Source organism: Streptococcus ilei, from assembly GCF_000479335.1.
GTDB lineage: Bacteria > Bacillota > Bacilli > Lactobacillales > Streptococcaceae > Streptococcus > Streptococcus ilei.
The window spans coordinates 60,514-74,009 of sequence record NC_022584.1; the positions used below are offsets into that span (position 1 = coordinate 60,514).

Genomic DNA, 13,496 nt, shown 5'->3' on the forward strand with positions numbered 1-13,496 from the left:
GTGATAAGTATGAGGGAAACTATTCGAAAAGCGAATCAGTATATCGATGAAAACAGGGAGAAGGTTGACCAGCAATATAGAGGATCCTTTCACTTACTACCTCCAATTGGCTGGATGAACGATCCTAATGGCTTTGTTTATTTCCGTGGGGAATACCATTTGTTTTACCAATTCTATCCCTATGATAGTGTTTGGGGACCTATGCATTGGGGGCATGCTAAGTCAAAAGATCTCCTCCATTGGGAAGAATTACCAGTAGCTTTAGCACCAAGTGAAAACTATGATAAGGATGGTTGTTTCTCAGGAAGTGCTATTGTGAAAGATGACAAGCTCTATTTGCTTTATACTGGTCATATAGATGATGAGGAGAAGCGAGAAGAGACCCAGTGTCTTGCAGTTTCAACGGATGGAGTTACTTTCGCAAAATTGCCAGCCAACCCAGTGATCCATGTGCAGCATATTGAGGGTATCGCAGATATTGCTGATTTTCGTGATCCCAAAGTCTTTGAATACCAAGGAATCTATTATACTGTAGTTGCTTCCAAAACAGTAGATGATCGAGGGCAAATTCTCTTGTTTGCGTCAAGTAATCTAGAGGACTGGAGCTTTAAATCAGTCTTACTGGAAGGTGAAAAAGGGCAAGGTATCATGTGGGAATGTCCGGATTTCTTTCCCTTAGATGGTAAATGGGTCTTGATTCTGTCTCCCATTGAAATGGAAAGACAGCAAGAAAAATACTGGAATTTAAATTCGACTGTTGCCTTTATCGGTGACATGAATTGGGAAACGGGTCAGTTTTTTGTCGATACATATGATGAAATTGATGGTGGCTTGGATTTCTATGCTCCTCAAACTTGTCAAGGACCAAATGGCGAACGATACATGGTTGCTTGGATGCAAATGTGGCAACGTTCCATCCCTAGTCATGACTTAGGTCATGGTTGGGCAGGAAGCATGACGATTCCTAGAAAATTAGGCTTGAAAGACGGAAGATTGGTTCAGGAGCTACCTGAGTCTGTGAAAAATCACTTTCTTGTAGAGAATGCACCAGAAACCATTGTTAAGGGCAATCAGATCATTATCCCGGCTAGAGGGAAACAAACCTTATTTGAGATAGATTCCAAATCAGGTCGCTCCTTTATCCTAAAATATGGGGATGAATCCGATGTTGATAGTGCCTTGCAATTGATTTACGATGCCTCCAATAAACGCTTTAGCTTGAGTCGAGACCAATTTGGACATCTCATTTCTGGAAAAGAAAGCCCAGAATTTCAATCAAGATGGATTCAGTTGAATGGTGAAAAGGATTATCATTTCTCGATTCTTCGAGATACCAACTCAATTGAAGTATTCGTGGATGGTAAAACTCTATCAATGACCTTTTATGAAACGACTGAGAACCCTGTTTATACCTTCAAAGCAGATGAAGGGGTCGATTTAGTTGTAAAAGCCTATCAAAAATAGGTATATAAAAATCTCCTAAAGAAGACAAGTCCTGAGACTTGTCTTTTTGTTGTATCCTAAATAGGTTTTGAGTTTCATCGAAGAAAATTTAGGAATTGGCCTCATGACCGTTCTGACTCTTTTTCCAGAATATCCAAATCTTGTCAAAATTCCCCTGGTTGAAGAGGAAAAAACAGTCTTCTATATTAGTTATGCCTATCCAAATGAAGGGGAGCCCCAAGCACTTCTTAGCTCCTTTATTGAACGATTAGAGAAGTGTGACAAATAGGGAAGCTGGTTTAAAATAGACTAGTAGAAAATGACTTGAATAAAATGAGGATTGTAGAGAAAGGAAATTCATGATTTCGTTTGTCTACCAGCCTTTTTTGGTGTTTTTTGGTATAATTAAACTTGATCATATTCTGCAGAAAGGAGTTCCTATGTCCAACTATTTATCGGTATCCAGTCTGACCAAATACCTCAAGTTGAAATTTGATAAGGACCCCTATCTGGAGCGGGTCTATTTGACGGGTCAGGTTTCGAATTTTCGGAAGCGTCCCAATCACCAGTATTTCTCTCTAAAGGATGAAAAGGCTGTGATTCAGGCGACTGTCTGGGCTGGAATTTATAAGAGTTTTGGTTTTGAGCTAGAAGAAGGCATGAAGATCAATGTTATTGGTCGGATCCAACTTTATGAGCCAAGTGGTAGTTATTCCATTGTCATCGAAAAGGCGGAGCCAGATGGTGTGGGCGCTTTAGCTATTCAGTTTGAGCAGTTGAAAAAGAAACTCCAGGAAGAAGGTCTTTTTCAAGAGAAGTTCAAACAGGCCATTCCCCAGTTCTCCAATAAAATTGGGGTTATTACCAGTCAGAGTGGAGCTGTTATTCGCGATATTATTACGACTGTCACTCGGCGTTTTCCTGGCGTGGAGATTCTCCTTTTTCCAACCAAGGTACAAGGAGAGGGGGCAGCTCAAGAAATTGTCGCCAATATCCAGAAGGCTAATGCTCGGACGGACCTAGATGTCTTGATCATCGGTCGTGGTGGTGGGTCCATCGAGGACCTATGGGCCTTTAATGAAGAGCCAGTTGTGCGTGCTATTTTTGAGTCTAGAATTCCCATTATTTCCAGTGTGGGACATGAGACAGACACCACTCTGGCAGACTTTGTAGCAGATCGGCGGGCAGCCACTCCTACAGCTGCGGCTGAGCTAGCGACGCCTGTGACCAAGTTGGACCTACTCAATCATTTGCAGAAGCAGGAAGGGCGGATGGCAACCGCTATGCGCAACCGCCTAGTATATAATCGGGAGCGACTGCAAAAACTAAGCCAATCGGTCATCTTCCGTCAACCAGAGCGGCTGTATGATTCTTATCTGCAAAAAATAGATCAGATTCAGTTGCGAATGAAACAGGCTGTGTCAGAGTCAGTTACCAGAAATAGCCACCAGTTACAAGAACTCTGCCATCGATTGGCTTCTCAAGCGCCCCAGCATCAACTTGAGCGCTATCGAGACCAGATTCTCCAAATGGAGCGATTGATGACCTTGAAAATCAAGGAGCTCTACCAGACAAAAGCAGCAGATGCCAAGCGCCTATCAGAAGCTCTCTTGATGTTGGATACCAGTCGTATCGTGGCTAGAGGCTACGCCTTGGTGCAGGCTGGAGATCATGTTCTGGATAGTGTAGATACAATCAAAGAAAAGGATGCCTTGACGCTAGTCATGCGGGATGGGCAAGTAGAAGTAGAGGTAAAGCATGTCGAAAGAAAAGAAATTTGAAGAAAATTTAGCTGATTTGGAAGCTATTGTCCAAAAATTGGAAAGTGGGCAAGTGCCCCTTGAAGAGGCCATCTCAGAGTTTCAGAAAGGAATGAAGCTATCAAAAAACTTGCAAGAAACGCTTGATCAGGCTGAAAAGACCTTGGTCAAGGTTATGCAAGCAGATGGCTCAGAAACGGAACTGGTATGATTTTAGAAGAAAAACTGCAAGGGGTTGAAAGAGCGATTGAAGGTTTCTACGAGACCAAACAAATCGCTCCCCGCTTGGTAGAATCCATCCTTTATTCAGTCCATGCAGGGGGCAAACGGATTCGGCCTTTGCTCTTATTGGAATTACTAGAGGCCTTTCATGCTCCAATCCTTGAGGCTCATTTTCAGGTAGCAGCCGCTCTTGAAATGATCCATACGGGAAGCTTGATCCATGATGATCTACCAGCGATGGATAATGATGATTATCGTCGTGGTCAATTGACCAACCACAAAAAATTTGGTGAAGACTTAGCCATCTTAGCAGGAGACTCGCTCTTCTTGGATGCCTTTGGCTGTGTGGCAGAGGCGGATCTTCCAGCTTCTATCCGGGTGCAACTGATCGCCTTATTATCGGATGCTTCAGGGACAGCTGGGATGGTGGCAGGCCAAGTCTTGGATATGGAAGGGGAAGGAGCGAGCCTGACCTTGGACCAGTTGCAAGTCATCCATGCCAATAAGACGGGACGACTGCTAGCATATCCTTTCCAAGCTGCGGGGATCCTTTTAGAGCTTGAGACAACTGTTGCGACTCTCTTAGAGGAAATTGGCCTCCATTTAGGCTTGGCCTTTCAGATTCGGGATGATATTTTGGATGTGATAGCCGATTTTGCCTCTTTAGGAAAAACCCCTCAGAAGGACCTGCAGGCTGAAAAATCAACCTATCCAGCACTACTTGGTCTAGATGGAGCGCAGGCTTATTTGGATCGGGAGTTGGATGCCTGTGAGGACTTGCTCGATCGCATTTCTAATCAAGTTTCCTTTGAAGGGACTGGAATCAAGAAGATAATAGAAAGACTTAGAATTCATGGTCAAGGAAAGAGTTGACGTACTGGCCTACAAGCAGGGACTATTTGAAACCCGGGAGCAGGCCAAACGCGGTGTGATGGCTGGTTTGGTCGTTGCGGTCCATAATGGCGAGCGCTTCGATAAACCAGGTGAAAAAATTGATGAAGCGACTGAATTAAAACTCAAGGGTGAAAAACTCAAATATGTCAGTCGCGGTGGTCTCAAGTTAGAAAAGGCCTTGGCCCGTTTTGAGATTAACTTGCAGGACAAGGTCACGCTAGATATTGGTGCCTCAACAGGGGGCTTTACGGATGTTATGCTCCAAAATGGAGCAGCCTTGGTCTATGCAGTGGATGTAGGGACCAATCAGTTGGCTTGGAAACTCCGTCAGGATCCTCGTGTCATCTCGATGGAGCAGTTCAACTTCCGCTATGCGACGTCTGAGGATTTTGAGCAAAGACCAAGTTTTGCTAGCATTGATGTTAGTTTTATTTCCCTCAACCTTATCTTGCCTGCCCTCCATGGGATTTTACAAGAAGGAGGCCAGGTGGTCGCTCTTGTCAAGCCCCAGTTCGAAGCTGGTCGGGAGCAGATTGGGAAAAATGGGATTATCAAGGATGCCAAGGTCCATCTGTCCGTCTTGGAACAGGTTCAAGGCTTTGCGTTAGAACATGGCTTCTCTGTCTTAGGAGTGGATTATTCACCGATTCAAGGGGGCCATGGCAACATTGAATTTTTACTTTATTTAGAAAAAAATACCGGGCAAAATTGTCTCGATCAGCAAGAGTTTGCAGCTGTCGTCAACAAAGCCCACACTGATTTTAAACATGAATAGTAAACAAAACCGATTAGAAAAAATACGCCGCTTTATTCGTGAAAATAAGGTCGGTACTCAGGATGCAATTGTTGAGCATTTGAAAGAAGCAGGGATTTCTGCGACACAAGCGACTGTTTCCCGTGATATTAAAGAGTTAGGGATTATTAAAACGCCATTAAAAGGTTCAGCCTATGTCTATGAATTGCCACGCGTCCAACATAGTGGAAAATTAGCAGAAAATAATCTTCAATCGTTTGAACGCATGGGGAGTTTTTTGACCCTCAAGCTTGTCCCAGGGACAGCCTATTTAGTCAAGCGGCATCTGCAGGAAGATTTTGATGCCATCATCTTTAGTATGATTTCAGACGATAATAGTATTTTCATTGTGGCCCGCTCGGAAGAGAAGGCACAGTTTATCGAACAACGATTGATGGAATGGTAGGAGAGAGATGCTATTAGAAATTTCAATTAAAAACTTTGCCATCATTGAAGAAATCGCTCTGAATTTTGAGACGGGGATGACGGTTTTAACCGGTGAAACTGGAGCAGGAAAATCCATCATTATCGATGCTATGAATATGATGCTGGGGAGCCGAGCGACGACTGATGTTATCCGCCATGGTGCTCCTAAGGCTGAGATTGAAGGCCTCTTTGCGATTGATGAAAACCGTGCCCTTCAGCAACTCTTTGAGGAGCAGGGCTTAGAATGGGCAGATGAGTTGATTATTCGCAGAGAAATTTTCCAGAATGGTCGGAGTGTCAGTCGGATCAATGGGCAGATGGTTAACCTCTCCGTTCTCAAGGCGGTTGGCCAGCATTTGGTAGATATTCATGGCCAGCACGATCAGGAAGAACTGATGCGGGCTCCATTGCATATCGCTATGCTGGATAGCTTTGGGGAGGATGCTTTTTTTGCGACCAAGAAGGCCTATAGAGAGACCTTTGAAAATTATAAGTCCTTGCGTAAGCAGGTCTTGCAGATCCAAAAAAATAACCAGGAAAACCAAGCTCGCATCGAGATGCTGGAATACCAAATTTCGGAAATCGAGGCGGCCGCCTTGTCCTTGGATGAAGATGTCCAGTTAGAGCAAGAACGGCAACGCCTGCTCAATCATAAGATGATTGCGGATACCCTAAGCAATGCCTACGCTATGCTGGATGCAGAAGACTTCTCCAGTCTTAGCAATGTTCGATCGGCCATGAATGATCTGCAAGGTATCGAAGAGTATGATCCAGAATACAAGACCTTGTCTGACCAACTGGCTGAGACCTACTATACTCTGGAAGATCTGACCAAACGCTTGGAGGATCTGGTAGATGGCTTGGACTTTGACGGCAACCGATTGATGCAGGTAGAAGCTCGATTAGACCTGATCCACTCAATTACGCGTAAGTACGGCGGTCAGGTAAAAGATGTCCTTGATTATTTGGAGCAAATCAGTAAGGAATATAGCCTGTTAACAGGAGCTGGAACCTCTTCTGAAGACTTAGAGAAGGAACTCAAGTCTATGGAAGGCCAGCTGGTTGCCTTGGCCAAGGAACTGAGTCAAGGGCGCCATGCCTTAGCTCAAGAGCTGGAAGCAGAAATTCAGCAGGAATTGGCGGATCTCTACATGGAAAAAGCCCGTTTCCAAGTGCGTTTTACTCCATCTAAGTTTAATCGGGAAGGAAACGAAACAGTTGAATTTTATATTTCGACCAACCCTGGAGAGGACTTTAAGCCTTTGGTAAAAGTAGCCTCAGGTGGTGAATTGTCCCGTCTTATGTTGGCCATCAAGTCCGCCTTTTCTCGAAAAGAAGGCAAGACCAGTATCGTCTTTGACGAGGTGGATACAGGGGTATCTGGTCGGGTCGCTCAAGCCATTGCTTCTAAGATCTATAAAATTGGACGTTTTGGTCAGGTGCTAGCCATCTCTCATTTGCCTCAGGTAATTGCAGTAGCCGATTACCAATTCTTTATCGAAAAGGTGAGTGATGAATTTTCAACAGTTTCGACCGTTCGCTTGCTCAGTCATGAAGAGCGGGTAGAAGAAGTAGCCAAGATGCTTGCTGGTGAAGATGTGACAGAAGCAGCCCGCCTGCAGGCGGAGCAATTGCTAAAACGGCCAAGCTAAGAAGAAAGGAACCGATATGGGAAGCTATTTCGTAGTGGGAGATATTCATGGAAAAGCAGGCATGTTGGAGGAACTGATGACCCATTGGGATGGTCAGTCTCGGCTGGTTTTTCTCGGAGATTTGATAGACCGTGGGGAAGATAGTCGTAGAGTTATCGAACTGGTCAAAGATTTTGTCGACCATCAAGGGGCAATCTGCCTCTCTGGTAACCACGAATACATGTTTTTAGCCTGGATCGATAACCCGATTGAACGCTATGACCATTACCGACGAAATGGTGGTGATACCACGATCAACTCTCTGCTTGGCCGTCCCCTAACGACTCCAGTCGATGGAGTAGAGGATGCTCGTCGCGTGCAAGAGACTTGTGGGGACCTCGTCGCTTTCATCCGTTCGCTTCCTTTTGTTTATGAAACAGAACACTATATTTTCGTGCATGCTGGGATTGACTTGACTCTAACGGACTGGCATGAAACGACGGATTACCAAAAAGTCTGGATTCGCCAGCCCTTCCATGAAGCAACCAATCAGACAGGAAAGACCATTGTTTTTGGCCATACCCCTGTCCACTATCTCTTGGATCAAAAGATTGGAACCAAAGAACTCTGGGTGACCGAAGATGGGAAGATTGGCATGGATGGTGGGGCTGTTTATGGTGGTGTCCTCCATGGTATTCTCTTTGATGAAAATGGAATGAGGGCCGATGTTGCTTTGGTTAATGATGGATTTGCAGCCATCGATGATTAAGCAAAAAGGACTTTGTCCCACAAAAGCCTAGAAAATTTGATATAATAGAATGGATATATCTAAGAAAAGATTGTAGGAATGTTATGTCACAAGTAAAAATTGTTACAGACTCATCCGTAACGATTGAGCCTGAAGTTGTTGAAAAATACGGAATTACCATCGTTCCCCTCTCTGTTATGGTGGACGGTGTTCTCTACTCAGATGCGGAATTAACCGAAGGTGAGTTCCTTCAGTTGATGAAATCCAGTAAAAACCTTCCAAAGACTAGCCAACCTCCAGTAGGTGTGTTTGCGGAAATCTTCGAAGGATTGGCTGAAGAAGGGGCGCAAATTATTGCAATCCATATGTCTCATGCCTTATCTGGTACAGTGGAAGCTGCACGTCAAGGAGCTACCTTAGCCAATGCAGATGTAACAGTTATCGATAGTAGCTTTACGGACCAAGCCATGAAATTCCAAGTGGTCGAAGCAGCAAAACTGGCTCAAGAAGGTGCTAGCGTAGAGGAAATTGTAGCTCGCATTGAAGAGGTCAAGCAAAATACTAGACTCTATATTGGGGTTTCTACTTTGGAAAACCTGGTTAAAGGAGGCCGGATTGGACGCGTAACTGGTTTATTGAGTTCACTTTTGAATATTCGGGTCGTCATGGAAATGAAGAACGATGAACTGCAACCGATTGTCAAAGGACGCGGACAGAAAACCTTTAAAAAATGGTTGGACGAGTTGATGCAAGACTTATCCGGTAAAGAAATCGCTGAGATAGGAATTTCCTATGCTGGTGGACCTGACTTTGCTAACGAAATGAAGGCGCAATTACAGCCTTTGGTTGCAACTCCAATCTCTGTTTTGGAAACAGGTTCGATCATTCAAACCCACACTGGTGAAGATGCTTGGGCAGTTCTTGTCCGATTTGCATAGAAGCCCGTCAATAAAGGAATTTATTCCTACATAAAAGTTTATAAAAACAGGTTTAGTACTTGACCTAAAAGCATTTTTTAGATATGATAGAGATGTTAAGGGTAAAACCTAAAAAAATTTGGAGGATTTGTTAAATGGCTAACAAACAAGATTTGATCGCAAAAGTGGCAGAAGCTACAGAATTGACTAAAAAAGACTCAGCAGCAGCAGTTGACGCTGTATTTGCAGCTGTTTCAGAATACCTTTCAAAAGGTGAAAAAGTTCAATTGATCGGTTTCGGTAACTTCGAAGTTCGTGAACGTGCAGCTCGTAAAGGTCGCAACCCACAAACTGGTAAAGAAATCAAAATCGCTGCTTCTAAAGTTCCAGCATTCAAAGCTGGTAAAGCTCTTAAAGACGCAGTTAAATAATTGTGATTACGAAAGTTCCTTCTAGCTTGCTAGAGGGAACTTTTTGTATTGGAGTCCTTTCTAGACAGGGCCTATAAATAGGAGTATAATAGAAAAAAGTGAGAAATGGAGGGTGGGCCATGAGATGGATTTTTGGAATCTTTGTTCTACTCATGATTAAACCAATTATTTATCTATTGAAAGGTCTCTGGTTTATTGTGGAACTCTTCTTTATGTTCCTCTTTGTTAAATTTTTACTAGGAACCATGAGATGGATCCTTAATTGGGGAAGTTAAGAATAGAATACAAAAGAGAGTGGGACAGAAATCGGTCATTCGTTAGAATTCGATTTCGTCGTCCCACCTCCGCACAGTTGAGTAGGGCTGTAAAAGCTGATGAAATCAGCGTAGTAGAGCCCGCTCAACCACTGCGTCTTGCTCGACAATCTAAAGATAATTGAGAGGCTAGGACTTTTGTCCCAGCCTCTTTTCTTATTTACAAACATTCTAATTAGGCAAAATTTGGCATTCGTGATATAATAGTTTTAAAGAAGAGACAGAAAGGGGGAAGACCATGCTAGCTTGTTTAACACTTGATTCCGTTCAACAACAAAAAGTAGAAGATGTATTGCAACACTTGCGTGAAAAATCTGTACGGATTACAGAGACGCGTCGAGCGGTCCTTTCCTATCTTGTCAAAAGCCAGGAACATCCAAGTGCGGATGCCATCTACCAAGATTTAAAACCAGCCTTTCCCAATATGAGCCTGGCAACCGTTTATAACAATCTCAAGGTCCTCATTGATGAAGGCTTTGTCTCTGAGATAAAAGTACGCAATGATACCACGACCTACTTTGATTTTATGGGACACGATCATTTGAATCTGATTTGCGAGTCTTGTGGGAAGATTGACGATGTTGACATCGAAGTTCCAGACGTGAGAGCAGAAGCGAGAGAAAAAAGTGGCTACATCATTACCAAGTGCCAAACCACCGTTTATGGAATCTGTCCAGAGTGTCAGAAGAAGCAATTATAAGCAAACCTCTTGTTAGAGGTTTTTTTGTTTGGTATGGTTTGCGGAAAAAGATAGAGAGGAAAGATTTAGAAGCTGATGAGTGAAAAATGTAAATGTCCATGAAAAAGAATTGATATAATTTCACTAAATCTCCGTTCAGACTTTTTTTGTGAGAAATTGCACTTTTCTATGGTCACCACTAGATTTTTTACTGAAAATCTAGTAGAATAAAATAGATAAACGGGGGAAACCTCGGAGAATATAAAGGAGATCCATCTAATGGTAAAATTGGTTTTTGCTCGCCACGGTGAGTCTGAATGGAACAAAGCTAACCTTTTCACTGGTTGGGCTGATGTTGATTTGTCTGAAAAAGGTACACAACAAGCGATCGACGCTGGTAAATTGATCAAAGAAGCTGGTATCGAATTTGACCAAGCTTACACTTCAGTATTGAAACGTGCGATCAAAACAACTAACTTGGCTCTTGAAGCATCTGACCAACTTTGGGTTCCGGTTGAAAAATCATGGCGCTTGAACGAACGTCACTATGGTGGATTGACTGGTAAAAACAAAGCTGAAGCTGCTGAACAATTTGGTGATGAGCAAGTTCACATTTGGCGTCGTTCATACGATGTATTGCCTCCTGCAATGGCTCGCGATGATGAGCACTCAGCACACACTGACCGTCGTTACGCTTCACTTGACGACTCAGTCATTCCAGATGCTGAAAACTTGAAAGTTACTTTGGAACGTGCGCTTCCATTCTGGGAAGATAAAATCGCTCCAGCTCTTAAAGACGGTAAGAACGTATTCGTAGGAGCACACGGTAACTCAATCCGTGCCCTTGTAAAACACATCAAACAATTGTCAGACGATGAAATCATGGACGTGGAAATCCCTAACTTCCCACCATTGATATTCGAATTTGACGAAAAATTGAACGTAGTTTCTGAATACTATCTTGGTAAGTAAGATAGCAGGATTCGTTATCAATAATAGAAAGCTGACTTAGGTCAGCTTTTTTGTTTATCTTGTCTAGTCCCCTAGCGCTTTTTTGGTTTTCAGGGCCTCCTAAAAATGATATAATGAAGTGTTAGTACATAAGGTTTCATTAGCCTTGAAAGGAAAAGAAAATGACAAAATCATTCTACATCACAACCCCTATCTATTACCCATCTGGTAAATTGCATATTGGTTCAGCTTATACAACCATTGCCTGTGACGTCTTGGCGCGTTACAAACGCATGATGAACTACGATGTTTTCTACCTGACTGGTCTCGATGAGCACGGGCAAAAGATCCAGCAAAAAGCAGAGGAAGCTGGGATTACGCCACAAGCTTATGTAGATGGGATGGCGGTTGGAGTGAAAGAACTCTGGCAATTACTCGATATCTCATATGATAAATTCATCCGTACGACTGACGATTACCATGAAAAAGTGGTGGCCCAAGTCTTTGAACGCCTACTTGCGCAAGATGACATCTACCTGGGTGAATACTCTGGTTGGTATTCAGTCTCTGATGAAGAGTTCTTTACAGAAAGCCAATTGGCTGAGGTTTACCGTGATGAGAATGGTAAAGTCATCGGTGGGGTAGCGCCATCAGGTCACGAAGTAGAATGGGTTTCTGAAGAATCTTATTTCCTTCGCCTCAGCAAATACCAAGACCGCTTGGTCGAATTTTTCAAGTCCCAACCGGATTTCATCACGCCGGATGGCCGTCTCAATGAAATGTTGAAAAACTTCATCGAACCCGGTTTGGAAGACTTGGCGGTATCTCGGACCACCTTTACCTGGGGAGTCCCAGTCCCATCCAATCCAAAACACGTAGTCTATGTATGGATTGACGCCCTTCTCAACTACGTGACGGCACTTGGTTATGGTCAAGAGCAGCATGGCAACTTTGACAAATTCTGGAACGGAACGGTCTTCCACATGGTTGGAAAAGACATTCTTCGTTTCCACTCTATCTACTGGCCAATCCTTCTCATGATGCTCGATATCAAATTGCCAGATCGCTTGATTGCCCATGGTTGGTTTGTCATGAAAGACGGTAAGATGTCTAAGTCTAAAGGAAATGTCATCTACCCAGAAATGTTGGTGGAACGCTTTGGCTTGGATCCGCTTCGCTACTACCTCTTGCGCAGTCTGCCAGTTGGTTCAGATGGTACTTTCACACCAGAAGACTATGTGGCTCGCATCAACTATGAATTGGCCAATGACCTTGGAAACCTCCTCAACCGGACGGTGGCCATGATCAACAAGTACTTTGGTGGTCAAGTCCCTGCTTATATCGAAAATGCCACTGCATTTGATGCAGATTTGGCCAAGGTAGTCGAAGAAAACATCGCTGAATACCACAAGCAAATGAACGCGGTTGATTACCCACGCGCTTTGGAAGCAGTATGGAACATCATCTCTCGTACCAACAAGTACATCGATGAGACTGCTCCTTGGGTACTTGCTAAAGAAGATGGTGACAAGGAACAATTGGCAGCGGTCATGGCTCACTTGGCAGCAAGTCTCCGTGTCGTAGCTCACCTCATCCAACCATTCATGATGAACACCTCAAATGCCATTATGGAACAACTTGGCTTGGGCTTGGACTTCGATCTTGAGAACTTGACCCTAGCAGGCTTCCCTGAAAATGTCACAGTAGTTGCCAAAGGAACTCCAATCTTCCCTCGCCTGGATATGGATGAAGAAATTGCCTACATCCAATCTCAAATGACTGCTGGTAAAACAGAAGAAAAAGAATGGATTCCAGAAGAAGTGGAACTCAAGTCTGAAAAAGATGAGATTAAATTTGAAGACTTTGACAAGGTCGAAATCCGTGTGGCAGAGGTCAAAGAAGTTGAACGCGTCGAAGGATCTGACAAATTGCTTCGCTTCCGCCTAGATGCAGGAGATGGCGAAGACCGTCAAATCCTCTCTGGTATCGCAAAATTCTATCCAAATGAACAAGAATTGGTCGGCAAGAAACTCCAAATCGTGGCCAACCTCAAACCACGTAAGATGATGAAGAAATATGTCAGCCAAGGCATGATTCTTTCTGCAGAACACGGGGATCAATTAACAGTCTTAACCGTTGATCCATCTGTGCTAAATGGCAGCATCATTGGCTAAACTGATGATTGTATACTAAAAGCACTCCCGCGGGAGTGCTTTTGTTGTATCGCTATAGTTTTCATCAGTGAGAAAAGAGTCTGAAACAGTTTCGTTTCAGACTCTCGGAAGAT

At 43.6% G+C, this 13,496-nt stretch carries 14 protein-coding genes; all 14 read left to right on the forward strand.

From position 1 onward, the window contains the following. Window positions 1-9: 9 nt before the first annotated feature. The 14 genes from N596_RS00385 (at window position 10) to metG (ending at window position 13,383) form a co-directional block, all read left to right on the forward strand. Window positions 10-1,464: a glycoside hydrolase family 32 protein gene (locus tag N596_RS00385; RefSeq protein ID WP_023026464.1), complete on the forward strand. Its 1,455-nt coding sequence runs from the start codon at window positions 10-12 to the stop codon at window positions 1,462-1,464. 419 nt (window positions 1,465-1,883) lie between these two features. Beyond that, window positions 1,884-3,224, forward strand: coding sequence for an exodeoxyribonuclease VII large subunit (gene xseA / locus N596_RS00390; protein WP_023026468.1), 1,341 nt, complete (start codon window positions 1,884-1,886; stop codon window positions 3,222-3,224). Continuing rightward, window positions 3,202-3,414, forward strand: a complete 213-nt coding sequence (locus N596_RS00395; RefSeq protein WP_023026470.1) for an exodeoxyribonuclease VII small subunit — start codon at window positions 3,202-3,204, stop codon at window positions 3,412-3,414. Before xseA ends, N596_RS00395 begins: the two co-directional genes overlap by 23 nt. After that, window positions 3,411-4,298: a polyprenyl synthetase family protein gene (locus N596_RS00400; RefSeq protein WP_023026472.1), complete on the forward strand. Its 888-nt coding sequence runs from the start codon at window positions 3,411-3,413 to the stop codon at window positions 4,296-4,298. The genes N596_RS00395 and N596_RS00400 overlap by 4 nt, the downstream gene beginning before the upstream one ends. After that, a complete protein-coding gene (locus N596_RS00405) occupies window positions 4,279-5,094 on the forward strand; it encodes a TlyA family RNA methyltransferase (RefSeq protein WP_023026474.1) in 816 nt (271 codons plus the stop codon). The genes N596_RS00400 and N596_RS00405 overlap by 20 nt, the downstream gene beginning before the upstream one ends. After that, window positions 5,087-5,518: an arginine repressor gene (locus N596_RS00410; RefSeq protein ID WP_006596766.1), complete on the forward strand. Its 432-nt coding sequence runs from the start codon at window positions 5,087-5,089 to the stop codon at window positions 5,516-5,518. The genes N596_RS00405 and N596_RS00410 overlap by 8 nt, the downstream gene beginning before the upstream one ends. Before the next feature lie 7 nt (window positions 5,519-5,525). Then, window positions 5,526-7,190, forward strand: a complete 1,665-nt coding sequence (gene recN / locus N596_RS00415; protein ID WP_023026476.1) for a DNA repair protein RecN — start codon at window positions 5,526-5,528, stop codon at window positions 7,188-7,190. Between the two features lie 16 nt (window positions 7,191-7,206). After that, entirely contained in the window at window positions 7,207-7,938 is a 732-nt protein-coding gene (locus N596_RS00420) for a metallophosphoesterase (RefSeq protein WP_023026478.1), read from the forward strand. An 83-nt stretch (window positions 7,939-8,021) separates the two neighbouring features. Further along, window positions 8,022-8,855 carry a DegV family protein gene (gene fakB / locus N596_RS00425; RefSeq protein ID WP_023022507.1) on the forward strand — a complete coding sequence of 278 codons (834 nt, stop codon included), beginning with the start codon at window positions 8,022-8,024 and terminating at the stop codon, window positions 8,853-8,855. A 134-nt stretch (window positions 8,856-8,989) separates the two neighbouring features. Beyond that, window positions 8,990-9,265, forward strand: a complete 276-nt coding sequence (hbs, locus tag N596_RS00430) for a non-specific DNA-binding protein Hbs (protein ID WP_006596762.1) — start codon at window positions 8,990-8,992, stop codon at window positions 9,263-9,265. Between the two features lie 119 nt (window positions 9,266-9,384). After that, window positions 9,385-9,540, forward strand: a complete 156-nt coding sequence (locus tag N596_RS10225; RefSeq protein WP_023022508.1) for a hypothetical protein — start codon at window positions 9,385-9,387, stop codon at window positions 9,538-9,540. Between the two features lie 277 nt (window positions 9,541-9,817). Further along, window positions 9,818-10,279 (forward strand): Fur family transcriptional regulator, encoded by a 462-nt coding sequence (locus N596_RS00435; RefSeq protein WP_023022509.1) that lies wholly within the window; start codon window positions 9,818-9,820, stop codon window positions 10,277-10,279. A gap of 258 nt (window positions 10,280-10,537) precedes the next feature. After that, the gene (locus N596_RS00440) at window positions 10,538-11,230 is read left to right on the forward strand and encodes a phosphoglycerate mutase (protein ID WP_023026480.1); all 693 of its coding nucleotides are present in this window, start codon (window positions 10,538-10,540) and stop codon (window positions 11,228-11,230) included. Window positions 11,231-11,391: 161 nt separating this feature from the next. Continuing rightward, a complete protein-coding gene (metG, locus tag N596_RS00445; protein ID WP_023026482.1) occupies window positions 11,392-13,383 on the forward strand; it encodes a methionine--tRNA ligase in 1,992 nt (663 codons plus the stop codon). Window positions 13,384-13,496: the final 113 nt, after the last annotated feature.